We start from the raw sequence: 24565 nt of genomic DNA on the forward strand, positions 1-24565 counted from the left end.
GACGGTCCTTTGTGTCCCGCATTCCGTGCATACGGCAAGCGTTCGGTGCAGGAATGGCTTCAAGGCGGTGCACGCAAGGCACCACCATGGATCAGAGGGGCTTTTCGCCCTTGCGGTCGGGGTGGGCGAACGCCAGGTCCGGCAGGGACAGCGTGGCCTCGGCCACGTCGAGCAGGCGGCGGTTCTGGTCCATCGAGGTCTTTTGCAGCACGCGGAAGGCGACTTCCTCGTTCATGCCCAGGCGGGCCATCAGCACGCCCTTGGCGCGCTCGATCACCTTGCGCTCGTTGAGCGTGCGGCGCGCCGCTTCAAGCTCGGCCTCCATGCTGGCCATGCGCGCCGACTGGGCCTGCAGCAGCTCCAGCAGCGATGCCGATTCACCGGCATGCGCGCTGGCGGCCTGCTCGGGCACGGCCTCGGGTGCGATGGCAATGTCGAAGAAGCGGTCCACCGCGTGCGTGCGCTGCGGCGGGTTGTCGCGCAGGCCGCGCAGCAGGCCCCTGGAATCCTGCAGGTCCTGCTGGGCTTCGAGGATGCGGGCCGCGCAGTCTTCGCGCAGGCGCTGCACCAGCTCGACCTGCAGTTGCCACAGCGCGTTGATGCGCTCGGTGGACACGTCGAACCAGGCGTCGCTCAGGTTGCTGTCCAGCGCCGCACCGGGGCGGGCCACGCACAGCGTGCGCCGCAGGCGCTCCAGCTGGGCCATGCCTGGGGCCAGTTGCTGTTGCTCCCAGCTCGTGCGCAAGGCCGGGTCGGCAAACTCGGAAAACACGCGCAGGCTGCGCTCCTGCGCATCGATCAGGTGCAGCACGCGCTGCTGGTGCGCATCGCTGCCCTGGCCGGACGCGAAGAGCAGCGCGCCCATGGCCCGCTCCTGGCCTGCTTCTTCCTGCGCCTGCACCAGGTGCAGCAGGGCCACGAGCTGGCGCGAGACACTGGGCAAAGCGGCCGCATCGGCCACGTGGAAGACCAGTTCGATCAGCCCGGCGATCAGGTGGCTGAACGCGGCAATCGAGTCGTGCGCCGCCATCGCCTGCTTGTCGATCTGGCTGCGCAGCGCGGGCAGCGAATCGAGCCCCAGCAGCGCCCACGCCATCAGCGACAAGGCCTTGGCCGTGGCGCCCTGGGCGGGCTCGACATGCTGGGCAAACTCCGCGCGCAGCTTGGCTTCGAGCAACACCACCTCCTGCACGATGCGGCCACGCAGGTCGGCAAAGCGCTGTGCCTTGGAGGCCAGGTACACGCCCGATGCACCGCGCTCGCGCTGCAGGCCCTCGATCAGCTGGCCGACCACGTCCACCAGCGCGGCCCGGCTGGCCAGGTGGTGCACCGCATCGATCTCGAGCTGGCGCGAGCGCAGCACGAGGCTGGAAACGGACAGGGGCGCTGCGGCCAGGTCGGGCATGCGGTATCTCCAGGGTTCAGGATACGCAGATGCTAACCCCGCCAGCATGCCCGCGCGGCCAATCCTCAGGCCACTGCGACGCTGATGCGGCCGCCTTCGCTGCGCACGCCATGCGCCTGCACCGAATGCTCGGGCGCCTCCAGGCATTCGCCGGTGCGCAGGTCGAAATGGTTCTTGTACAGCGGCGAGGCGACCACGACGCGCTCGCCCAGGTTGCCGATGAGCCCGCGCGAGAGCACGCTGGCACCCGACTTGGGGTCCACGTTGTCGATGGCGAAGAACTGGTCGCTGCCGGTGCGGAACACGGCCACATGGCGGTCGGCCACCAGGGCGCAGACGCCGGTGCTGGGCAGGATGTCGTCGACCGCGCAGATGTCGGTCCAGGCAAGGGAGTCGGTGCGGCTGTTCATGGGAAGTGCGCTCATGGTGTTCTCGTCCTTCTTCTTCAAGCGGCCTGGCGGATGGGGATGATCTTGGCGGGGCTGCGTTCGTCGGCGCGCGCCGGGCGGATCTGGCCGCGTTCCTCGACGAAGAGCACGTTCTCGTCGGCCTTGTCGCTGTTCACGAACGAGCGAAAGCGCTTGCGCGTCTCGGGGTCGGTCACGGCCGTCTTCCACTCGCACTGGTAGGTGTCCGCCACGTGCTGCATCTGGGCTTCGAGCTCAGCGCACAGGCCCAGGCTGTCCTTGATCAGCACGTCCGTGAGGTAGGCCAGGCCGCCTTCGAGGTTCTCGCGCCAGGTGCTGGTGCGCTGCAGCCGGTCGGCCGTGCGCACGTAGAACATCAGCACCCGGTCGATCATGCGCACCAGGTCTTCCTTGGACAGGTCGGACGCGAACAGCTCGGCGTGGCGCGGCTTCATGCCGCCGTTGCCGCAGATGTAGAGGTTCCAGCCCTTTTCGGTGGCGATGATGCCGATGTCCTTGCCCTGCGCCTCGGCGCATTCGCGCGTGCAGCCCGACACGCCGAACTTGATCTTGTGCGGCGAGCGCAGGCCCTTGTAGCGGTGCTCCAGCTCCACGGCCAGGCCCACGCTGTCGCCCACGCCGTAGCGGCACCAGGTCGAACCCACGCAGCTCTTGACCGTGCGCAGTGATTTGCCGTATGCATGGCCCGACTCGAAGCCGGCGGCGATCAGCTCCTCCCAGATGGTGGGCAGTTGCTCCACGCGCGCACCGAACAGGTCCACGCGCTGGCCGCCCGTGACCTTGGTGTACAGGCCGTACTTCTTGGCCACCTGGCCCACGGCGATCAGGCCGTCGGGCGTGACCTCGCCGCCGGGCATGCGCGGCACCACCGAGTAGGTGCCGTCTTTCTGGATGTTGCCCAGGTAGTAGTCGTTGCTGTCCTGCAGGCCGGCCAACTCCTTCTTGAGCACGAACTCGTTCCAGCACGAGGCGAACACGCTGGCCGCCACGGGCTTGCAGATATCGCAGCCCATGCCCTTGCCGTGCTTTGCCATCAGGTCCTCAAAGCTCTTGATGTTGCCCACGCGCACCAAGTGGTATATCTCCTGGCGCGAGTACGCGAAGTGCTCGCAGATGTGGTTGTTCACGGCCATACCGCGGCGCGCCATCTCGGCCTTCATGACCTGGGTGACCAGGGGCACGCAGCCGCCGCAGGTTGCGCCGGCCTTGGTGCAGGCCTTCATCTCGGCGATGGTGCAGGCGCCATTGCCCACGGCTTCGCAGATGCCGCCCTTGGTAACGTTGTTGCACGAGCAGATCTGCGCCGTGTCGGGCAGCGCGTCCACGCCCAGGCCGGGCTTGGCCTTGCCGTCGCTGGACGGGAAGATCAGGAACTCGGGGTCCTCGGGCAGCGCGATGCCGTTGAGCGCCATCTGCAGCAGCGTGCCGTATTCGGTAGCGTCGCCGATGAGCACGGCGCCCAGCAGCTGCTTGCCGTCTTCGCTGATGACGATCTTCTTGTAGATCTGGCGGCGCTCGTCCACGTACTGGCAGGTGCGGCTGTGCGGCGTTTTCGCATGCGCGTCGCCGATGCTGGCCACGTCCACGCCCATGAGCTTGAGCTTGGTGCTCATGTCCGCGCCGACGAAGGCGGCGTCGGCATCGCCGGCGATGTGGCGGGCGGCCACACGGGCCATGTCGTAGCCGGGCGCCACCAGGCCGAAGGTCTGCTCGTTCCAAGACGCGCATTCGCCGATGGCGTAGACGTCGTGGTCGCTGGTACGGCAGGCGCTGTCGATGGCCACGCCGCCGCGCGGGCCGACGGCCAGCAGGGACTGGCGCGCCAGGTCATCACGCGGGCGGATGCCGGCGGAGAAGACGATCATGTCGGTCTCCAGCCAGGTGCCGTCGGCAAACACCATGCGGTGGCGCGCACGGGCGCCATCGGTGATCTCCTGGGTGTTGCGGCCGGTGTGCACCTGCACGCCCAGTTCCTCGATCTTGGCGCGCAGCACACGGCCACCGCCTTCGTCCACCTGCACGGCCATGAGCCGCGGGGCGAACTCGACCACGTGGGTTTCAAGACCCATGTCGCTCAAGGCCTTGGCGCATTCCAGGCCCAGCAGGCCGCCGCCCACGACCACGCCGGTCTTCGACTTGGCGCCCGAGGCCTGCATGGCCTCCAGGTCTTCGATGGTGCGGTAGACGAAGCAGTGCTCGCGGTCGCGCCCCAGCACCTGGGGCACGAAGGGGTTGGAGCCGGTGGCCAGCACCAGCTTGTCGTAGGGCAGCACCTCGCCATCGGCCGTGGTCACGGTGCGGGTGCGGCGATCCACCGCTGCGGCGCGCGCGGCCAGGCGCAGCGTGAAACCGGTGCGCTCGAAAAAGCCGGGCTCGACCAGGGAGAGTTCATCGGCCGAGGTGCCGCTGAAGAAGGCCGACAGATGCACGCGGTCGTAGGCGGGGCGCGGCTCCTCGCACAGCACGGTGACTTCGGCACCGGTGATGCCGGTTTCGGCCAGGCTTTCGAGGAACTTGTGGCCGACCATGCCGTGGCCAATGAGTACGATTTTCATGCTTGCTCATCCTGCAAGGACCCGGGGAACCAGTTCGAGGGGTGCAGGATGTGCCATGCCTTGCGGCACAACGCACCCTCCGCGGAACCACGGGCGTGGGTTGGAACTACCAAGCAGCCGGCTACGAAAGCCGCAGCTCGCTCGGGTGTTCCGCCATCATTAGCGGAGGGGTTGTTATCAGTGCGCGGGCAGCTTTACCGGCGGACAGCTCAGTTCAGCAATAAGCGTGCCGACTCTTTTTGCGGGTGCAACCCTGCGGCAGCGCTGGCGCGGCGCCGCCGGGTGCCTCGCTGCGGTGCAGCATGTCACCAACTTGGGGCGCAAATGGAGCGACTACCCGCCCTGCCCCGGTGCCACGGCACCGGGGAGGCACATCACTCGTGGCGCAGGGCGTCTATGGGGTCCATGCGCGCAGCACGTCGTGCGGGGAAGTAGCCAAACACCACGCCGATGCCGGCCGAGAACACGAAGGACAGCAGGTTTACGCCCGGGTTGAACAGGTAGGGCACGCCCATCAGCACCGACAACCCCAGCGAGGCCGCCGTGGCCAGCACGATGCCGATGAGCCCGCCCAGCGCCGCCAGCACCACGGCCTCGATCAGAAACTGCAGCAGCACCTCGCGCTCGAGCGCGCCGATGGCCAAGCGCAGCCCGATCTCGCGGGTGCGCTCGGTCACGCTGACCAGCATGATGTTCATGATGCCGATGCCGCCCACCAGCAGGCTCACGGCCGCCACCGCGCCGAGCAGCGTGGTCATGACCTTGGTGGTGCCCGAGAGTGCCTCGCCGAGCTGCTTGGTATCGAGCACGTTGAAGTTGTCCTCGTCGGTGTCGGAGAGCTTGCGCAGCTCGCGCAGCAGCTGGGTCAGGCTGGCCTTCACGCGCTCGGGTTCGCTGCCGTCCTTCATCGACACCAAGAGGGTGTTCACGCGGGTGTTGCCCGTCACACGGCGCTGCAGGGTGCGCAGTGGCACCAGCACGGTGTCGTCCTGGTCGTTGCCGAAGGCGCCCTGCCCCTTGGAGGCCAGCACGCCCACCACCTCGCACGAGAAGGCCTTCACGCGCAGCTGCTCGCCCACGGCGTCGCGCGTGCCGTAGAGCTCGCGTCGCACGGTCTCGCCGATCACGCAGACCGCAGCCCCGGCGCGCAGCTCATCGTCGGTGAATTCGCGGCCGATGCGCAGCGTCCAGTTGCCCGTCTGCAGCCAGGCATTGGTGCTGCCGATGATGCTGGTGGACCAGTTGCGCCCGCCCGCCACCACGGTGGCGGACGCACGCGACTCGGGCGCCACGGCCAGGATGCCGCCGATCTGCTGCGCAATGGCATCGGCATCGGTGTCCTTGAAAGCCGCCCCGCCCACGCCGCCGCCCGGCCCCATGCGCTGGCCGGGGCGCACCTGCAGCAGGTTGGTGCCCAGGCCCGAAATCTGGTTCTGGATGGACACCGTGGCGCCGTTGCCCAGCGTGACCATGGTGATCACCGCGCTCACGCCGATCACGATGCCCAGAATGGTCAGGAACGAGCGCATGAGGTTGCGCCGGATGGAGCGCAGCGCCATCAGGATGGAACTGAGGAACATCAGTGCACCTCCGCCGGCAATGCCGCAGCAGGAGCGGACAGGCCGCGCGGGTGCGGGTTCGGCTCGTCGCTGCCCACCACGCCATCGACGAAGCGCACGATGCGCCGCGCGTACTTGGCCATGTCGCCCTCGTGCGTGACCATCAGTACGGTGATGCCCAGGTCCACGTTCAGGCGCCACAGCAGCTCCATGATCTCGTGGCTGCGCTGCGTATCGAGGTTGCCGGTGGGCTCGTCGGCCAGCAGCACGGCCGGCTCGGTGACGATGGCGCGGGCGATCGCCACGCGCTGCTGCTGCCCGCCCGACAACTCGGCCGGCGTGTGGTGCTCCCAGCCCTTGAGGCCCACGGCCGCCAGCGCCTTGGCCGCCGCCACATGGCGCGCCGCCGCAGGCTCGCCGCGGTACAGCAGGGGCAGCTCCACGTTCTCCTGCGCCGAGGTGCGCGCCAGCAGGTTGAAGCCCTGGAAGACGAAGCCGAAGAAGCGCCGGCGCAGGCGCGCGCGCTCGTCGCGCTGCAGCGCCTCCACATGCACGCCCTTGAACAGGTAGTCGCCCGTGGTGGGCCGGTCCAGGCACCCGAGGGTGTTCATGGCCGTGGATTTGCCCGAACCGCTCGGCCCCATGATGGCCACGAAGTCGCCCTGGGCGATGTCCAGGTCCACGCCCTTGAGCGCCTGGAAGGCGAGCGCGCCTTCGCCGTACACCTTGGTCACCGAGCGCAGTCGGATCAGCGGCACGCCGCTGTCCTGCAGCGCGCCCGTCATCGCGCTGCCCCGTTGCTGCGCTGGTCGGTGATCACGGCCATGCCGGGCGCGATGCCCTCGCCCGTCACTTCGGTCATGCGGCCGTCGCTGATGCCCACGCGCACCTTCAAGGCCTGCGGCGTGCCGTCCTTCAGCACCCAGACCTGCTTCGTCTTCGACGCAGCGTCCTCACCCGGCGCACCACCGGCGCCAAGGCGGCGCCCGCCCTGGCCACCCGGGCGCGGCATGCGCGGCATGAGCTGTCCCATGATGCCCCCACCTTGCTGCGCCGCCGGGGGTTTGCCACCGGCAGCGCCCGACGCACCGGCCGCGCCCGCAGCCTGCGCTGGCGTGAAGCGCAGCGCCGTGTTGGGCACCAGCAGCACGTCCTTGCGCTCGGTGGATGTGATGGTGGACGCCGCCGTCATGCCGGGGCGCAGGCTCATGTCGCTGTTGTCCACCTCCAGCCAGGTGACGTAGGTGACGACGTTGTCGGTCTTGGTGGAACCGAAGGAGACGCGCGTGACTGCGGCCGGATAGCGCCGCGAGGGGAAGGCGCTGACCGTGAAGCTGGCCTTCTGCCCGACCTGCAGCGAGCCTACGTCGGCCTCGTCCACGCTCACGTCCAGGCGCAGCCGCGTGAGGTCCTCGGCCACGGTGAACAGGGTCACGGCCTGCAGCGATGCGGCCACGGCGTTGCCCGGCTCCACCGTGCGGGTGAGCACCACGCCGTCGATGGGCGAACGGATGGAGGCCTTGGACAGGCTGGTCTCGTCGGTGGACAGGGCCGCACGCGCGTCGTCCACCGTGGCGCGGGCGCTGGCCTCGTCGGCGCGCGCACGGTCCAGCGTGGCGCGGCCGGTGTCGAGTTCAGCGGCCGAGGGCACCTTGCCGCCGGACAGGCGTGCCACCTCTTCGAGGCGGCCCAGCCCTGCCAGGGCCTCCTTGGTGGTGGCCGCAGCCTGTGCCTGCCGCGCCTGCGCGGAGGCCAGCGAGGCGCGTGAGCGCAGCACCTGCGCGTCGAGCTTGGCGGTGTCGAGCTCCACCAGCACCTGGCCCTTCTTGACCTTCTCGTTCACGTCCACCATCACCTGGCGCACCGTGCCCGACAGCTCGCTGCCAATGGTCACCAGCCGCGTGGGCTGCAGCGTTCCGTTGGCCGACACGGAGAGCGTGAGGTCACCTGTCTTCACCTCTTCGGTCACGTAGACCGGCGCGGCACTGGCCTGCTTTTGCAGCTGCCAGGCGTAGATGCCGCCGCCGGCCAACGCCAGGGCGGCCACGCCCAGCCACAGCGAGGTGCGCCGGTACCAGCGGCGCGGCGGCTCGCCGCCCAGCAGGGCCTGCAGGTCGGCCGGGGCGCTGGCCCCGGGGGCGGCAGCACTGGGCTGCGATGGCTTGGTGTTGTCGGTCATGGCGATGGACTCGGAGAAAAGACAGAAAAAGGAGGGGCTGCACCGCCCGCGCGCGGGATATACGCAGGGTCGTTGGCCGTTGGCTGCCAGGTGTCCGTGCGCCGCGTGCGCCGCAACATCCAGGTGGCTGTGAAAAGGGAAGCCGCGTGCAGCCGGGCTGCACGCCAGGTCAGGTCAGTCAGGGCTCCCAGCCGCCGCCCAGCGCCTTGTACAGGCGCACATGGTCGGCGGACAGACTGGCCACCGTGGTGGCCACGCCCTCCTGCGTGGACAGCAGCGTGCGCTGGGTCTCCAGCACCGACTGGAAGTCGATCAGCCCGCTGCTGTAGCGCTGGCGCGCCAGCAACTCGGCATTGCCGGCGGCATCGGCGGCAGAGCGCAGGCGCACCAGGCGCTCGCGGTTGCCGCGCAGGGACACCAGCGCATCTTCCACGTCCTTGAGCGCGGTGAGCACGGCCGCCTGGTAGGCGATGCGCGCCTGCTCCAGGCTGGCCTCCTGCGCCCGCACCTGGGCGCGCGCGGCACCGCCGTCGAGCAGCGGCACCGAAATGCTGCCCAGCAGCGACGCGGCCACGGCGCTGCCGCCGCTCAGGGCGCCGAGGGTCAGCGCACGCAAGCCCAGCGATCCGCTGATGCCGAAGTCCGGATAGCGTGCCGCATCGGCCTGCGAGACACGGGCCAGCGCGGCGGTGATGCGCTGCTCGGCCGCGCGCACGTCGGGCCTCTGGCGCAGGGTTTCGGCGGGGATGGCCATGGCCAGTTCATCGCCGGGCTGGGGCACGGCCACGCTGGCAGCCAGTTGCGCATCGAGCGCGGCCGGCGCCTGGCCCGTCAGCACGGCCAGGCTGTGGCGCGACTGGGCCAGGCTGGCTTCGAGCGCGGGAATCTGGGCGGCGGTCTGCTCCGACGCCGCACGCGCCTGCTCGGCCACGAGCGAGGTGGTCAGTCCCGCCTGCAGGCGCCACTGCGTGATCTGCAAGGTCTCGCTTTGGCTGGCCAGGTTGCTGCGCGCGATCACCAGGCGCTGCTGCAGGCCGCGCAGCTCGATGTAGTTCACGGCCACCTCGGCCGCCAGCGACACCTGCACGTCGGCCAGGCTGGCCTCGGCAGCGCGGGCATCGGCCTCGCTGGCGTTGACCCCGGCGCGCACGCGGCCGAAGACGTCGGGCTCCCAGCTCGCATCGAAGCCCAGCTGGAAGTTGTTGCCCGTGCCGCTGTTGCCCGAGCGACTGCGCTGTGCCGAGGCCGAAGCGTCCACCTGGGGCGCCAGCCCGGCGGCCTGCACATCCACCTGGGCGCGCGCCTGCCGCAGCGCGGCCTGGGCCGTGCGCACGCTGGTGTTGGCCGTGAGGGACTGCTCGACCAGCGCGGTCAGTTGCGGGTCACCCAGGCGCTGCCACCACTGGGCCAGCGAGGTGGCGGCGCTGCCGGGCGCAGCGGTGGTGCCTGCGGCCCATGCCGTGGGCACGGGGGTGTCTGGCAGAGCGGCGTCCCGCGGGGCCATGCCGGCGCAGCCGGACAGGGCTGCAGCCAGCGCCAGCAGGGCAAGCGGAATGCCCCGGGCCAGAAGCCGCGACGGGGCCCGGCCGGCGGTTGCAGGGGAGAGGGAGGACAGAAGGTTCATGGATGCTCAGGGTGCGCTCTCGCTGTTGAAGCCATTGTGCAAAACCGATCCGTCGCAATGACTGCCAACGTGTGAATCCCAGGTAAAGAATCGACACAAACCGGCCGCGCATGCCTGCGCGCCCTGACCTTCCACCCCCTGTCAACCATCCCGTAGAAGCGTGCTTTTTGCACACAGCGGCGCACCCACAGTTTTTTGTACATAGACAATCAATGCACTCATTTGACAAAAACCGGTGAAATCAAGAAACTGAATCACCTCAATGAACGACCTCTGAAGCCCATGCAGCGACTCACCGACTACACGCTTTACGCGGATGCCCAGGCCCACTTCTCGCCGGACCGGCTGTGGGAGCTTTTCGATGGCAATCGCGAGCGCTTCAACATCGCCCACGAGTGCGTGGACCGGCATGCGGCCACCGGCCGCGATGCCCTAGTGGTGGTGCATGCGGGCGGGGAGGACGAGGTCATCACGTACGCGGAGCTCGCGGCGGACTCCTCGGCGTTCGCCCATTACCTGGAGTCGAGGGGCATACAGGCCGGGGACCGCGTGGCCATCATGCTGGAGCCCTCGCGCGCCTTCTACACGGCCATGTTCGGGGTGATCAAGCGCGGCGCCATCGCCGTGCCGCTGTTCACGCTGTTCGGCCCCGACGGTGTGCGCCTGCGCGTCAACGACTGCAAGCCGGCCCTGCTCGTCACCAACGCACTCAAGGAAGAGGTCGCCCGCTCCATCGACGGCCTGCAGGTGCTGGTCTTCGATGCCGGCTTCGTCGAACGCCTGGCCGAATTCCCCACGGCGTACCAGGCCACCTCCCGGGCGGACGATCTGGCCGTGTTCCAGTACACCTCGGGCACGACACGGGAGCTGCCCGAGGCCGTCAGGCACACGCACAAGGCGCTGGTTACGCTGATGGTCGCGGCCCTCTATGGCACCGGCCTTCGGCCCGGGGACCGCTTCTTCTGCCCCTCGTCACCGGCCTGGGGCCACGGTCTGTGGCATGGCACGCTCGCGCCGCTGGCGCTGGGCCTCACGGTGGGGGCCTACAGCGGACGCTTTCACCCCGAGCGGCTGCTGCAGGCCCTGTCGCGGCACCGCTTCACCAACATGTCGGCCGCCGCCACGCACTACCGCATGCTCAAGAACTGCGGCAAGGCCGACGAGTACGCCTTCCATTTCGAGAAGCTGTCCTTCACGGGCGAACCCATCGACGACGACACGGCCGACTACGTACACCAGAAGTTCGGCCTGCCGGTGTGCAGCATGTACGGCACCACCGAGATCGGGGTCGTGCTGGCGAGCTACCCCGGCGCTGCGGACTTCCCGGTCAAGCGTGGCGCGCTGGGCAAGGCCGTTCCCGGTACCCGGGTCGAGGTGCATGACGCAGAGGGCCAGGTCTGCCCGGTCAATGTGACCGGCCAGCTGATGGTGCTGCGCCGGGGCGAATGGGTGCCCACCAAGGACCTGGGCCGCATCGACAGCGACGGCTACTTCCACCACGGCGGGCGTGCGGACGACGTGATCATCTCGGCCGGCTGGACCATGAGCGCGGTGGAGATCGAGAACGTGATCCTCATGCACCACGACGTGCTGGAGGCCGCCGCCATCGGTGTGCCCGACGCCGTGCGCGGCCAAGTGGTCAAGGCCTTCGTGGTCAGCGCGCGGCCCGCCAGCGAGGCCTTTGCCCAGGAAATCCAGGAGCTCGTGAAGACCAAGCTGAGCCAGCACGAGTACCCGCGCCACATCGAGTTTTCGCCCGAGCTCCCCAAGACCCCCGCCGGCAAGGTGCACCGCAAGGTGCTGCGCGAGCGCGAGGCGGTAGCCGCGGCCACTGCCCTTGCCTCTGCGGCATCCCTTTCCACAGCCCATTGATTTTTTACCACCCCAAGGAGACAACCCATGAGCAGTTCCACCCCCCGCAGCTTTCCCAAGATCACGGAAAGCGGCCTTGACGACCTGCGCCAGCGCATCGGCGTGAAGATCGGCCAGATGGCCGAGCCCTGGTGCTTCGAGGCCACGCGCGACAACATCCGCCACTACGCCCACGGCATTGGCGACGACAACCCGCTGTGGTGCGACCCCGAGTACGCGGCAAAGTCCCACTACGGCGGCATCGTCGCACTGCCCAGCTTCCTGTTCTCCACCAGCCGCATCGTCTCGGGCTATGTCGGCGGGCTGCCTGGCGTGCATGCCATGTGGTCGGGCTCGGACTGGACCTGGCACAAGCCCCTGCACCGCAACGACGAGATCCGCACCGAGGCCTACCTCAAGGACCTGGTGGAGCACCAGACGCGCTTTGCCGGCCGAGCCGTGCAGCAGATCTACCACGTCGACTTCTTCAACCAGCAGGGCGACAAGGTGGCCGAGGCGGACAGCTGGTGCTTTCGCACCGAGCGTGACCATGCGCGCGAGCAGGGCACCAAGTACAAGGAGGTGCGCGCCCGCGAGCCGCGCCGCTACACCGACGAGGAGCTGGCCGAGGCCTTCAAGCTCTACCGCAACGAAGAGATCCGCGGTGCCACGCCCCGCTACTGGGAGGACGTGAAGGAAGGCGAAGACCTGCCGGTGCTCTTCAAGGGCCCGATGACCGTGACGGGCTTCATCGCCTATGCCCAGGGCTGGGGCGGCCTGTACATCCGCGCCAACAAGCTCGCCTGGAAGCTCATCGACTCGCACCCCGGCGTGGGCATCAAGAACCGCTTCGGCATCCCTGACGTGCCAGAGCGCGTGCACTGGGAAGAGGACTTCGCCCTGGAAGTGGGCGCACCGGGCGCCTACGACTACGGCCCGGAGCGCACCTCCTGGCTCACCCACCAGCTGACCAACTGGATGGGCGATACCGGCTTTCTGCAAAAGGCGAGCTGCAAGATCCGCCGCCACAACCCCGAAGGCGACCTGCTGTTCATCAAGGGCAAGGTCAAGCGCAAGTACATCGAGAATGGCCAGCACCTGGTCGAGATCGAGCAGGAAGCGCACAACCAGGACGGCGAGCTCTCGGTGGTCGGAAGCGGCGTGGTGGCGCTGCCATCGCGGGGATGACACCCGATGCGCACGACCAGTAGCGGCGCACTGCGGGGGCTGAAGGTCATCGACCTGACGCGTGTGCTCGCCGGGCCGCTGTGCACCCAGGTCCTCGCGGACCAGGGGGCGGACGTGGTGAAGATCGAGCCGCCCGCGGGCGATGAGACACGCAGGCTCGGGCCACCCTTCGACAGCGCGGGCAGTGCGGCCTACTTTTCCGCACTCAACCGGGGCAAGCGGGCCATGAGCCTGGACCTGTCGATGCCGCAGGCGCAGGACGTGCTGCACCGGCTGCTCGGCGACGCCGACGTGCTGGTGGAGAACTTCCTGCCGGGCACCATGGAGCGCTGGGGCCTGGGCTACGAACAGGCCCTGGCCGACAGGTACCCGCGCCTGGTCTACTGCAACATCACGGGCTTCGGGGCGGACGGCCCGCTCGGCGGGCTGCCCGGGTACGACGCGGTGCTGCAGGCCCTGTGCGGGCTGATGAGCGTCAACGGCGACGAATCCTGCGGGGCCACGCGCATCGGGATTCCCGTGGTCGACCACCTGACCGGCTACGTGGCGCTCTCGGGCATCCTGATGGCGCTGCATGCACGGGGTGCGGATGGGCGCGGCCAGCGCGTGGAGGCGGCGCTGTACGACACAGCGCTGAGCCTGCTGCTGCCGCACGCCTCGAACTGGCTGGCGTCGCAAAAAGACCCCGAGCTGCTGGGCAGCGCGCACCCCAACATCGCGCCCTACGACAAGTTCAGGGCCAGCGACGGGGAGCTGTTCATAGGGATCATGACCGACGTCCAGTTCCAGCGGTTCTGCAGCCATGTTGGCCTGCAGGCGCTGATCGCGGACGAGCGTTTCACCTCCAACGCCCAGCGGCTGGTGCACCGGGACGCGCTCAAGCAAGCCATCGAGACGGCCATTGCGTCCATGGCCTGCGAGCCGCTGTGCGAGTCGCTGATGCGCGCTGGCGTGCCGGCCGGTGCGGTGAACTCGATCCCGCGGGCCTTGGCCCATGCGCACTGCGAGCACCGGCAGATGCTGGTGCAGCGGGACGGCTACACCGGCGTGCGCTCTCCCATGCGGCTGATGGGCACGCCGGGCGTGGCCGGGGCGAGCCCACCCCAATTTGCGCAGGACGCGGCGCAGATATTGGAAAGCCTGGGTTTCAGCCCAGAGGAGCGAGACCAACTGCAGGGCAGCGGCGCAGCCCCCGCAACACGGCGATAGCGTTTCGATCAAGAATACACAAGGAGACAACAATGCGACTGATTGCTGCAGTGATGGCGGCCGCCTGTGCCATGGCGAGCCCGGGCCCGGCGGGCGCACAGACCTACCCCGCCAAGCCGATCAAGATCATCGTGGCCTACCCCGCCGGGCAGGGCACGGACATCGCCACCAGGTACCTGGCCGAGCAGATGTCCAGGGACCTGGGGCAGGCCATCGTGATCGACAACCGGCCCGGCGCCGGGGGCAACCTGGGCACGGAGATCGCGGCCCAGGCCGCGCCCGACGGCTACACCCTGACCATGGGGACGAATGCAACCCATGCGCTCAACCAGTACCTGTATGCGCGGGTGCCGTTTGATGCGGAGCGGGACTTCGAGCCCATCGTCCTGGTGGGCACCTTTCCCATGGTCGTGGCCGTCAACAGCCAGTCGCCCTTCCACACCCCCAAGGAACTGGTGGACACCGCCGCCCGCAGCACGCGGTCTGCCGACATCGCCATGCCCAGCACCAGTGCCCGCCTGGTGGTGGAGCTGCTCAAGCAGCGCTCGGGGGCACCGGTGTTTGGCGTGCCCTACAAGGGCTCGGGCAATGCCATGACCGACGTGCTGGGCGGGCAGTTGCCGGTGATCGTGGACACCCCCACCAGCCTCAGGCCCCACCTGGCCTCGGGAAAGATCCGCGCCATTGCCGTCACGTCGAGCAAGCCCAGCAGCCTGGTGCCGGGCGTCAAGACCATGGACGAGCAGGGCTACGCCGGCTTCGAGGTGATCGCCTGGAACGCCTTGTACGCGCCCAGGAACACCCCTGCAACCGTGATCGCCACGCTCAACGCCGCCATGAACAAGGTGCTGCAGCGCCCCGAGGCACGGCACAAGCTGCTGGAGCTGGGCTTCGAGCCGGCGGGCGGCACCGCCGTCCAGCTCCGAGAGTTCGCCCTGTCCGAGCGCAAGAAGTGGCAGCCGGTTATCCAAGCGGCCGACATGAAGGTCGATTGAGCCCGACAGCCCGGCGCAGGCTCTCGTGCCAGGCGCCTGCAAAAGCTAGTCGGGCATGCTGCCCTCGGCGGGCAGCGGCACATACACCAGGCAGGTGCGCAGGACCTGCTCCTGCTCCGGGCCTTGAGCGCCGCGCGAGGTTCTCAGGGCCTGCACCTCCACCCTCGCGCGCTCGGCACCTGCGTCCAGCAGGCGGGCGCGAAAGGTGACGAAATCCCCCAGCATGGGCATCGCTTCGACCTCGATGGCATCGAGCTGCACCAGCGCCACGTTGCGCCTGAAATGGCCGCCCGGCAGCACCGCGCCCGCCTGGTCGAGTTGCCCCAGCACCCAGCCGATGGGGATCTGCCCACCGATCCCCAGGTCTGCAGGCATGGGAATGGTGCGAAGAACCGTCTGGAGACCTTCGCCGGGAATGGGGGAGCTATCGAACGCCATGCGCTAGCTCCGCGCCACCAGCAGGTTGCCGATGGCCTGGGCTTCGCGCAGCATCATCGCGGCCAGTTCGGTGGTTTCGGTGACATTGAGCTGGCTGGACATACCGGCCGCCACCAGGGTGTGCGTGAGGCTTCCGCCGGGCGAGCAGATGGGCACGGCGACCACGGTGAGGCCACTCATGAAATTGTCGCGGTCCAGGCTCCAGCCCTGCGCGCGGGCCAGCTCCACCTCGCGCTTCCAGGTGTCGAAGGCGGGCTTCTTGTCCCATTGCGTGGAATTGAACTTCTGGCGCAGCTGGGTCCAGTTCTCTCCGCTGTAGGCGGCGATCAGCCGGCCGGTGGCACTGGCCAGGTGGGAGAACTGGCTGCCCACGTCGGTGTGCAGACGAAACGGCTGGTTCGAGCGCGACAGGGCCAGTACCACGACGGATTGCTTGGGTGTGATCTCCACGCCCATGGCCGTGACCCCGCGGGTGGACGCCAGCCGGTCGAGCGCGGGCTGCACGAGCTGCGCGAAGCCGCTGCTCTCCAGCACGCTGCGGGCCAGGCTGATCATGCCGCTGCCCAGCAAGTAGCGCTTGGTGGTTGGGTCCACGCTGACCAGTTCCTCGCTGACCAGCACGCGCAGGATGTGCAGGCAGGTACTGGGCACCAGGCCCAGCTCATCGGCGATGGCCTTGACACCCAGGCCCTGCTTGGCGTTTCCGAGGAAGCGAAGGATGGCAATGGACCGGCTGACGGCTGGCACGGGCCGCACGCGCACGGCAGGCTTCTGGGGGGTCGGCGGCGCCGGCTCGGGCGACGGTGTGCGCTTTGGGGGCATGACAAGGGACGAGGGCCAAATTTGCATGATAGTGCAGGGCTGCTGGGGCAAGCCCCTGGAACCCCGCGCCGGCCCCGGTGCCGGGAGGCCGGCCCTCATGCGAGGCGCTCCGCAGGCAGCATTTTCATGATCGCCTGCGCCCGCAGGACCATCTGGCCATCGACCGCCACACTGCCCTGCATGAAGAGCATCTGGTGGGTGCGGTGCGTGATCTGCGCCCTCGCCTGTGCAAACTGCCCCTGCCGCACGGCGGTCAGGAACTGCGAGTCCAGCTGCAGCGTCACGCACGGCACCCGGCCGCTGGCCTCCCACGCCACGATGCTGATCGCATGGTCCACCAGGGTGAGCAGCGCACCGCCATGCACCACCCCGGCAGGATTGAGGTGCGCCGGTGCCATCTGGAAGCCATAGGCCCATCCGTCCCCTTCTCGCCGGGTCCACAGCGGCCCGGCCGTACCGGCGAAACCCTCCAGGGATCGCACCTTCCAGCCACCCTCCTCCGGGGACAAGGGCGCTGCGCCCGGTACTGCCTGCGCATCTGTCATGGCGGTCACTCCATCGTTTGTACAAAACACCGTGCAATTGTCTCAATACAATTCTATTGCAAATGGACAAAACACAAAATACCCGGCGCGCGCCGGCGGATTGCGACATGCGAGAAGAGATGCGGGAGGAAGACGAGGCAGAAGAACCTGCGGCGGTGCGTGCAGCTGCCCATGCCGGGCATGCATGCAGCACAGAACGAGAAAGGTGCAGACACCCGCAGCTGGATCACCGGTCGGGTCCGGCGGTGTCGGACGCCCAGCAGAGCACCGCCGTGCTCCGCGCGCCTCATACGGATTTGCCTTCAACCGTAAACGATAGTTGGTTCGCCTTGCCGTGCTACAGCACTGTCTGCGGCTCCCGCCTAGCTATACGATCGAATGCAAATCCGTATCAGAAGCGGTTCACGATCTCAGTGCGTGTGCTGTGCCGGCGCCGGCAGCGATGCCCGCCCTCGGTACTCGCTCGGGCTATAGCCCGTGTGGGCCTTGAACACGCGGCTGAAGTGGCCGCTGTTGCGAAAGCCCCAGGAGATGGCGATGTCCGTCACCGAGCGGTGGGCGTGCGCCGGGTGGCGCAGCTCGCGCAGGCAGGCTTCGAGGCGGCGCTGCTGGATGGTGGCGGCCAGCGTGTCGCCATCGTCGGCCATGGCGTTGTACAGGTGGCGGCGGCTGCAGTTGAGGGCTTGGGCGATGCGGTCGATGGTGAGCTCGGGGTCGGCCAGGTGGCGGTCGATGTACTGGCCGATGCGGTCGCGCAGGGCCTCGCGCTGCGACACGGCGCTGTGCTGACCGTTGCGTTCGAGCAGCGACAGCTGCACCAGGTGCGTGATCACATCGGCCACGCCGTCGGCGGCCGCATCGGACATGCGGGGCAGCTCGGTGAAGGCGGCGCGCATGGTGTCCCAGGCCAGGCGCGAAACACCACTGGTGCCCGAAAAGCGCTGCACCATGAGGTCGTCGAGCTTGAGCTTGCGCTCGGGCATCTGCTCCTTGGGGATCATCAGCACCATCTGGCGCACGGCCTCGGGGTTGCTTACGGCGTAGGCGCGCGTGGTGTCGTACACGCTCCACTCGCCGGGCGACAGCCACACCTGGCGGCCGTTCTGCTCGAAGCAGGCGCGCCCTTCGAGCTGCGCCACCACCTTGATGTAGGCCCGGTCGCTGCCGCGGATGAGGCTCGGGGTGCGCACCACGCGGTGGCGGCTCACGTCGAGCTGGCACAGGTTGACGTAGCCGGCCTGGCCCGAGGTGATGTGGCCGGCGAAGGCCTCGTCGCCGAAGGCATCCGACTCCAGCCCGCCAATGAGCCGCCACACCGCGTCGCCCCACAGGTGCAGGCGGTCGCGCGGTGCCACGGTATCGGTGGATACCTCGGTCAGGGGGTGGGCCATGGTGTCTCCAGTGCAGCGGCTGGCGCCGCCGGTATGCCCGGATTATCCGGCGCAGGCCTATTCCCCGGCGCAGCACGGAAATCCGGGTAAACCCGCTGCGCCGTGCACGCTGGGACCAGCGTTTTGTGCACGCTCAGCGCAGCGCCCCAAAGCCCTCCTGCCTACGATCGGTCAACGGCCCGCACCACGCGCGCCGCCCATTCCAGGAGACACGAAAATGGTTCAACAATCCAAACGCCAATGGATCAAGGGCGTGGCCGCCACCGTGGGTGCCATGTCGGTCGCCCCGCACCTGCTGGCCCAGTCCGGCCCCGTGCGCGTGGGCTATGCCATCGCCCGCACGGGCCCCTGGGCGGCCGGGGCCCAGGTCAGCCAGGAGCCCAACTACCTGCTGTGGGCAGAGCAGGTCAATGCCGCCGGCGGCCTGGCCATCAAGGGCGCGAAGCGCCCCATCGAGCTCATCGGCTACGACGACCGCAGCGAGACCGAGACCTGCGTACGCACCTTCGAAAAGCTCATGGGCAGCGACAAGGTGGACCTGATCCTGCCGCCCTGGGGCTCGGGCGCCAACTTCGCCATCGCGCCGCTGGCCAACCGCTTCGGCTACCCGCTGCTGGCGCCCACGGCGCTGTCGCGCAAGCTGATCGACATGAATCTGCCCTACTTCTTCTCGCTGCTGCAGCAGCCCGACAAGATGATGGGCGCGCTGGTGGACATGCTGGTGGCCAACGGCGTGAAATCGATCGCCATCGTCTACATGGACGACCTGTTCGGCCTGGAAAACTTCGCGGCGCTGAACAGCGCGCTCAAGAAGACCAGCATCCAGGTGGTGGAGCGCAAGAGCTACCCCTTGGGCGTGAAGGACCTGGCACCCGTGCTGCGCGGCATCAAGGACCTGAACCCCGACGCCTTCATCGGCATCACCTACCCGCCCGACACCATCCTGGCCAGCCGCCAGGCGCGCGAGGTGGGGCTGAACCCCAAGTTCTTCTACGCCTCGGTGGGAACGGCCTTCCAGCTGTACAAGAACGTGATGCAGGCCAACACCGAGGGCGTGATCGGCATGGGCTCGTGGAGCGTGAAGACCAGCCCCGAGGCCAAGGCCTATTTCGACGCGCATGTGAAGAAGTTCAACAAGGAGCCCGACCGCTGGGCCAGTGGCCATGCCTGGGCGGGCCTGCAGATCCTGCGGCAGGCCGTGGAGAAGGTGGGCCTGGACCGCAAGGCGCTGCGCGAACACATCGCCAAGAACGAGTTCAAGACCATCCTGGGCGGCATCCGCTTTGCGGGCAGCGAGAACGCGTCCATCCCCGGCACCGTGAGCCAGTGGCAGGGCAGCGACTTCGAGGTGGTGTGGCCCAAGGACCGCGCCACGGCGCAGCTCAACACGGCTAAACCCGTTTGGAAATAACAAAGTGTCTTTGACTTCCTGGGCCGAACTGGTCGCCAGTGGCCTGATTACCGGCGGCATCTATGCGCTGGTGGCCATGGGCCTGAACCTGCAATACGGGCTGATGCGCATCATGAACATCTCGCATGGCGAGTTCCTGATGCTCGGCGCCTTTCTGACCTGGTGGGCGCACACCGCCTGGGGCTGGTCGCCGCTGGCGCTGATGCCGCTGGCCTTCATCGCGCTGTTCGTGCTGGGTGTGGCGGTGCATGCACTGTGCTTCAAGCGCCTGGCGGCGCGCGCGCCGAACGTGGACGTGTTCGAGGCGCGCAGCCTGATGGTGGGCTTCGGCCTGATGTTCCTGGTGCAGAACACGGCCCTCTTGATCTGGGGCGGCGACCTGCGCGGCTACGAGTACCTGGCCGACCCGGTGCAGATCGCGGGCATGCGCTTCACCGAGAACAAGCTGGTGCTGTTCGGCGTGGCGCTGGCGCTGTCGGCCGCGCTGATCGCGTTGCTCAAGCTCACCTTGCTGGGCAAGGCCGTGCGGGCGCTGATGCAGTCGCCCACCGGGGCACAGCTGGTGGGCATCAACACCCGGCGTCTGCACCCGATGATGTTCGGCATCGGCCTGGGCCTGTCGGGCGTGGCAGGGGCCCTGCTGTCGATGACCTACGAGATCTCCCCGTCGATGGGTGAGCCCTACACCGTGACGGCGCTGATCGTGATCACGCTGGGCGGCTTCGGCAGCCTGGCGGGCAGCCTGGCTGGCGGCCTGCTGCTCGGTGTGGTCGAAGCCCTGGGCATGCATTTCAGCAGCCCGTCTCTCAAGATGCTGCTGAGCTATGCGGCGTTCATTGGTGTCCTCATCTGGCGGCCCAACGGCCTCTTCTCCAAAAAATGAAGTTCCATTCCAACAAGCCCTGGCTCGCGCTCGCAGCGGGCACGGCCGTGGTCGGCACACTGCCCTGGCTGGTGTCCGAGTTCATGGCCTCGGTGTTGCTCAGCTGCCTGATGTACATCGCGCTGGCCACCAGCTGGTCGCTGTTCTGCGGCGCCACACGCTACCTGTCGCTGGCGACGTCGGCCTTCTTCGGCATCGGGGCCTATGCCAGCGCCACGCTGCTGAATGTGCTGCCCTGGCCGCTGGTGATACTGGCCGGTACGCTCATCGCAGCGGTGGTGGCCATCGTGATGGGGGCGGCCGTGCTGCACCTGCGCGGCACCTATTTCGCGGTGCTCACCTTCGGCATGACGGAGCTGATCCGCCACGCCGTGACCTTTGTCGAAAAGCAGGTCTCGGGCACGGTGGGCCGCGTGCTCACGGTGGTGCCCAGCAACGAGACGGTGTACCTCACGGTGCTGCTGATCGCGGCGGCGGCCATCGCCACGTCGATTGCGGTAAAGCGCAGCCGCTTTGGCCTGGCGCTCTCGGGCATCGGCGCGGACGAGCAGCGCGCACAGACGCTGGGGGTGGATACGCGCCTGGCCAAGATCGCGGGCTTCGGCATCACAGCGGCCTTTGCGGGCGCCGTGGGTGCGGCCATGGCCGTGCGCTGGACCTACATCGAGCCGGCGGCGGTGTTCAGCCCCTTCATCGGCTTCCAGACGGTGCTGATCGCACTGATCGGCGGCGCGGCCAGCATCGGCGGCCCGGTGCTGGCGGCCATCGTCTTCAGCCTGCTGGCCGAGACGCTGCGCCTGCAGCTGCCCTATGGCTACATGATGGTGCTGGGCCTGCTGCTCATCCTGTGCGTGATGTACCTGCCCAACGGACTGGCCACGCTGTGGCAGCGCAAGCGGGCGGCCACGCCTGCAGCGGAGGCCGGCCATGTCTGAGGCACTGTTGACCATCGACAGCGTGACCGTGCGCTTTGGCGGCCTGACCGCCGTGGACGGCGTGAGCGCCACGCTGCATGCGGGCGAGCTCATCGGCATCATCGGGCCCAACGGTGCGGGCAAGACCACCTTCTTCAACGCCATCTCGGGCGTGCAGCCCCCCACTTCGGGCACGCTGCACTGCGGGGGCGACGACCTGACCGGCAAGGGGCCGCACCACTATGCGGCGCACGGCATTGCGCGCACCTTTCAGACGCCGCGCGTGTTCCCGGACATGACGGTGCGCGACAACGTGCGCTTCGGCATGCAGTTCGCGGGGCGCCACCGCCAGGGCCCCGTGGGCCTGCGCAATGAGGACGAGATCCTGGCCATGCTGGGCCTGTCGGCCCTGGCCGAGCGCCCTGCCGCCGACGTGACGCCCTCGCAGCAGCGCCTGCTGGAGATCGGCATGGCCCTGGGCACGCGCCCGCGCCTCTTGCTGCTCGACGAAGTGGCCGCCGGCCTGACCGAGGCCGAGGTGGACGCCATGGCCCAGCGCATCCGCCGCCTGCGCGACGACTGGGGCCTGACGGTGGTGTGGATCGAGCACGCGGTGACCACCCTGCTCAAGTACGTGGAGCGTGTGCTGGTGCTGCACCAGGGCCGCAAGATCGCCGACGGCACACCGGCCGAGGTGGTACGCGACCCACAGGTGATCGAAGCCTATCTGGGAGATGAAATGGCCACACCGGCAACGCCCGAAGGAGCCACGGCATGAGCGGCGCACAGCTTTCAGTCCAGAGGCTGACCACAGGCTACGCAGGCTTTCAGGTGCTGCAGGATCTGTCGCTCCAGGCCCAGCCCGGCATCACGGTGATCGTCGGCCCCAACGGTGCGGGCAAGACCACGCTGCTCAAGGCGCTGGCCGGCCTGCTGCCACGCCAGGGCACGGTGCAGCTCGATGGTCAGCCGGTGCCCGCGATGAATGCCACGGCCTGCGTGCAGCGCGGCCTGGCCCTGGTGGCCGAGGGCCGCCAGCTGTTCCCGCAGATGACGGTGACCGAGAACCTGGAACTCGGCGGCTGGCTGGTGCCTTCGCGCATGCGCGCCGTGCGCCTGGCCCAGGCCTTCGAGGACTTTCCACGCCTCAAGGAGCGCGCGCAGCAACTGGCCGGCACCATGAGCGGCGGCGAACAGCAGATGGTGGCCGTGGCCCGCGCCATGATGAGCGGCCCGCGCCTCTTGATGCTGGACGAGCCCTCGCTAGGCCTGGCACCGCGCATGGTCGACGAACTGCTGGCCATCGTGCAGCGCATCGCGGCGCAGGGCGTCACGGTGCTCATGGTCGAGCAGAACGTGCGCAAGGCGCTGCAGGTGGCGCAGCGCGGCTATGTGCTGGAGCGCGGGCGCATCGTGGCATCCGGCGAGGCATCCACCTTGTTGCAATCGGACGCGGTGCGCCAAGCCTATCTCGGCGTGGCCTGAATCTTTTTCACTCTTTCTTATCCGACTTTCTTTTCTTGTCGTTCAGGAGATATCCATGACTGCCATTTCCATGCTGATCAACGGCGAGCGCGTGCAGGCCGCCAGCGGCGCCACCTTCGAGCGCCGCAACCCTCTCGACGGGTCCGTGGCCACCACCGCGCCCGCCGCCACCGTGGCCGATGCCAAGGCCGCCGCCGACGCCGCCGCCAAGGCCTTCCCCGCCTGGTCGGCCCTGGGCCCCAATGCGCGCCGTGCGCTGCTGCTCAAGGCCGCGCATGCGCTCGAAGCCAAGGGCGAGGCATTCGCCGCCGCCATGGCCGCCGAAACCGGCGCCTCGGGCCTGTGGGCCGGCTTCAACGTGCACCTGGCCGCGGGCCTGCTGCAGGAGGCCGCGGCCCTGACCACGCAGATCGCGGGCGAGGTGATCCCGTCGGACGTGCCCGGCAGCCTGGCCATGGGCGTGCGCCAGGCCGCAGGCGTGGTGCTGGGCATCGCGCCGTGGAATGCGCCCATCATCCTCGGCGTGCGCGCCATTGCCACACCGCTGGCCTGCGGCAACACCGTGATCTTGAAGGGCTCGGAGCTAAGCCCCGCCACGCACGGCCTGATCATCGAAGCGCTGCAGGAAGCCGGCCTGCCCCCGGGCGTGGTGAACTTCGTGACCAATGCGCCGGCCGACGCCGGTGCGGTCGTCGAGGCCATCGTGGCCCACCCGGCCGTGCGCCGCGTGAACTTCACGGGCTCGACCAAGGTCGGGCGCATCGTGGCGCAGACCTGCGCCAAGTACCTCAAGCCCACGGTGCTGGAGCTCGGCGGCAAGGCCCCGCTGGTGGTGCTGGACGATGCGGACGTGGACGCGGCGGTGGACGCCGCTGTGTTCGGCTCGTTCGCCAACTCCGGCCAGATCTGCATGTCCACCGAACGCATCGTGGTCGACGCCTCCATCGCCAACGACTTCGTGGCCCGCTTCGCGGCGCGCGCCCAGGCCCTGCCGCTGGGCGACCCGCGCAAGGGCCCGGTGGTGCTGGGCTCGGTGGTGGACATGGCCACCGTGCAGCGCTGCAATGCCCTGATCGACGACGCCCTGGCCAAGGGCGCCAAGCTGGTGTGCGGCGGCAAGAGCGAGAACACGCTGATGGCGGCCACCATCATTGACCACGTGACGCCCGAGATGGACATCTACCGCGAGGAATCCTTCGGCCCGCTCAAGCCCATCGTGCGCGTGAACGGCGTGGAAGAAGCCATTGCCTGCGCCAACGACAACGAGTTCGGCCTCTCGGCCGCCGTCTTCGGCCGCGACATCGCACGCGCCTGGAACGTGGCTGCGCGCATCGAATCGGGGATCTGCCATGTCAATGGGCCTACCGTGCACGACGAAGGGCAGATGCCGTTTGGCGGGGTGAAGAATTCTGGGTGGGGGCGGTTTGGGGGGATGGCGGGGGTGCGGGAGTTCACGGAGCTGCGCTGGATTACGGTGCAGACTACTGCGCGGCATTATCCGTTCTGAGCCCTCTTTGCATGGTTGCTGCGGTGACTGTGTGGAGGGCGGAGGCGGGGTCTTGGCCCGTCCCGTGCTGGGGCTCGTTGCCTGTGGTTGTGGTTGCTGCGTGCCTGCGTGAAAGGCGGAGGCCGGGGTGTGCGCCCGGCGGCGCACCTACCTTCTTTTGCTTCGTCAAAAGAAGG

General features: G+C 68.4%; 21 protein-coding genes. 10 read left to right on the forward strand and 11 right to left on the reverse strand.

Going from position 1 to position 24565, the window contains the following annotated elements; all coding sequences use genetic code 11:
- Window positions 1–91: 91 nt before the first annotated feature.
- The 7 genes from ASE28_RS07630 to ASE28_RS07660 form a co-directional block, all read right to left on the reverse strand.
- Window positions 92–1405, reverse strand: coding sequence for a nitrate- and nitrite sensing domain-containing protein (locus tag ASE28_RS07630; RefSeq protein WP_057265937.1), 1314 nt, complete (start codon window positions 1403–1405; stop codon window positions 92–94).
- Window positions 1406–1470: 65 nt separating this feature from the next.
- Entirely contained in the window at window positions 1471–1830 is a 360-nt protein-coding gene (gene nirD / locus ASE28_RS07635) for a nitrite reductase small subunit NirD (RefSeq protein ID WP_200961055.1), read from the reverse strand.
- A 20-nt stretch (window positions 1831–1850) separates the two neighbouring features.
- Window positions 1851–4388, reverse strand: coding sequence for a nitrite reductase large subunit NirB (gene nirB / locus ASE28_RS07640; protein WP_057265939.1), 2538 nt, complete (start codon window positions 4386–4388; stop codon window positions 1851–1853).
- 374 nt (window positions 4389–4762) lie between these two features.
- Entirely contained in the window at window positions 4763–5968 is a 1206-nt protein-coding gene (locus ASE28_RS07645; RefSeq protein ID WP_057265941.1) for an ABC transporter permease, read from the reverse strand.
- On the reverse strand, window positions 5968–6732 hold the full coding sequence (locus ASE28_RS07650; protein ID WP_057265943.1) for an ABC transporter ATP-binding protein: 765 nt from the start codon (window positions 6730–6732) through the stop codon (window positions 5968–5970). Before ASE28_RS07650 ends, ASE28_RS07645 begins: the two co-directional genes overlap by 1 nt.
- A complete protein-coding gene (locus ASE28_RS07655) occupies window positions 6729–8126 on the reverse strand; it encodes an efflux RND transporter periplasmic adaptor subunit (protein ID WP_057265944.1) in 1398 nt (465 codons plus the stop codon). Before ASE28_RS07655 ends, ASE28_RS07650 begins: the two co-directional genes overlap by 4 nt.
- A 178-nt stretch (window positions 8127–8304) precedes the next feature.
- Complete coding sequence (locus ASE28_RS07660; protein ID WP_255361070.1) at window positions 8305–9750, reverse strand: efflux transporter outer membrane subunit; 1446 nt, start codon at window positions 9748–9750, stop codon at window positions 8305–8307.
- 282 nt (window positions 9751–10032) lie between these two features.
- On the opposite strand from ASE28_RS07660, the gene ASE28_RS07665 reads away from it, so the two are divergent.
- Genes ASE28_RS07665 through ASE28_RS07680 form a run of 4 tightly spaced genes read left to right on the forward strand, consistent with a single transcriptional unit; the run spans window position 10033 to window position 14993 of the window.
- Window positions 10033–11622: an acyl-CoA synthetase gene (locus ASE28_RS07665; protein ID WP_057265946.1), complete on the forward strand. Its 1590-nt coding sequence runs from the start codon at window positions 10033–10035 to the stop codon at window positions 11620–11622.
- Between the two features lie 27 nt (window positions 11623–11649).
- Complete coding sequence (locus ASE28_RS07670) at window positions 11650–12789, forward strand: MaoC family dehydratase N-terminal domain-containing protein (protein WP_057265948.1); 1140 nt, start codon at window positions 11650–11652, stop codon at window positions 12787–12789.
- A 6-nt stretch (window positions 12790–12795) separates the two neighbouring features.
- Window positions 12796–13998, forward strand: coding sequence for a CaiB/BaiF CoA-transferase family protein (locus tag ASE28_RS07675; protein WP_057265950.1), 1203 nt, complete (start codon window positions 12796–12798; stop codon window positions 13996–13998).
- A 32-nt stretch (window positions 13999–14030) separates the two neighbouring features.
- The gene (locus tag ASE28_RS07680) at window positions 14031–14993 is read left to right on the forward strand and encodes a tripartite tricarboxylate transporter substrate binding protein (RefSeq protein ID WP_057265952.1); all 963 of its coding nucleotides are present in this window, start codon (window positions 14031–14033) and stop codon (window positions 14991–14993) included.
- Between the two features lie 45 nt (window positions 14994–15038).
- Here the strand turns inward: ASE28_RS07680 and ASE28_RS07685 are convergent, their stop codons facing one another.
- The 4 genes from ASE28_RS07685 to ASE28_RS07700 all read right to left on the reverse strand — a co-directional run bounded on the left by ASE28_RS07685 (window position 15039) and on the right by ASE28_RS07700 (window position 18189).
- Window positions 15039–15431 carry a hypothetical protein gene (locus tag ASE28_RS07685; RefSeq protein ID WP_200963919.1) on the reverse strand — a complete coding sequence of 131 codons (393 nt, stop codon included), beginning with the start codon at window positions 15429–15431 and terminating at the stop codon, window positions 15039–15041.
- Between the two features lie 3 nt (window positions 15432–15434).
- The gene (locus ASE28_RS07690) at window positions 15435–16253 is read right to left on the reverse strand and encodes an IclR family transcriptional regulator (RefSeq protein WP_057265956.1); all 819 of its coding nucleotides are present in this window, start codon (window positions 16251–16253) and stop codon (window positions 15435–15437) included.
- Between the two features lie 95 nt (window positions 16254–16348).
- Window positions 16349–16798, reverse strand: coding sequence for a PaaI family thioesterase (locus tag ASE28_RS07695; protein WP_057266142.1), 450 nt, complete (start codon window positions 16796–16798; stop codon window positions 16349–16351).
- Window positions 16799–17208: 410 nt separating this feature from the next.
- Complete coding sequence (locus tag ASE28_RS07700; protein WP_057265958.1) at window positions 17209–18189, reverse strand: helix-turn-helix domain-containing protein; 981 nt, start codon at window positions 18187–18189, stop codon at window positions 17209–17211.
- Window positions 18190–18406: 217 nt separating this feature from the next.
- Between ASE28_RS07700 and ASE28_RS07705 the strand changes: the two genes are divergently transcribed.
- The 6 genes from ASE28_RS07705 to ASE28_RS07730 are packed head-to-tail and all read left to right on the forward strand — an operon-like array spanning window position 18407 to window position 24389.
- On the forward strand, window positions 18407–19600 hold the full coding sequence (locus ASE28_RS07705; RefSeq protein WP_057265959.1) for an amino acid ABC transporter substrate-binding protein: 1194 nt from the start codon (window positions 18407–18409) through the stop codon (window positions 19598–19600).
- A 4-nt stretch (window positions 19601–19604) separates the two neighbouring features.
- A complete protein-coding gene (locus ASE28_RS07710) occupies window positions 19605–20483 on the forward strand; it encodes a branched-chain amino acid ABC transporter permease (RefSeq protein ID WP_057265961.1) in 879 nt (292 codons plus the stop codon).
- A complete protein-coding gene (locus ASE28_RS07715; RefSeq protein WP_057265963.1) occupies window positions 20480–21418 on the forward strand; it encodes a branched-chain amino acid ABC transporter permease in 939 nt (312 codons plus the stop codon). The genes ASE28_RS07710 and ASE28_RS07715 overlap by 4 nt, the downstream gene beginning before the upstream one ends.
- On the forward strand, window positions 21411–22175 hold the full coding sequence (locus tag ASE28_RS07720; protein WP_057265965.1) for an ABC transporter ATP-binding protein: 765 nt from the start codon (window positions 21411–21413) through the stop codon (window positions 22173–22175). The genes ASE28_RS07715 and ASE28_RS07720 overlap by 8 nt, the downstream gene beginning before the upstream one ends.
- On the forward strand, window positions 22172–22882 hold the full coding sequence (locus tag ASE28_RS07725; protein ID WP_057265966.1) for an ABC transporter ATP-binding protein: 711 nt from the start codon (window positions 22172–22174) through the stop codon (window positions 22880–22882). The genes ASE28_RS07720 and ASE28_RS07725 overlap by 4 nt, the downstream gene beginning before the upstream one ends.
- Window positions 22883–22937: 55 nt before the next feature.
- On the forward strand, window positions 22938–24389 hold the full coding sequence (locus ASE28_RS07730; protein WP_057265968.1) for an aldehyde dehydrogenase: 1452 nt from the start codon (window positions 22938–22940) through the stop codon (window positions 24387–24389).
- The last annotated feature ends 176 nt before the right edge of the window (window positions 24390–24565 follow it).

The sequence above is a fragment of the Acidovorax sp. Root219 genome (assembly GCF_001428665.1).
In the GTDB taxonomy this organism is placed as follows: Bacteria; Pseudomonadota; Gammaproteobacteria; order Burkholderiales; family Burkholderiaceae_C; genus Acidovorax.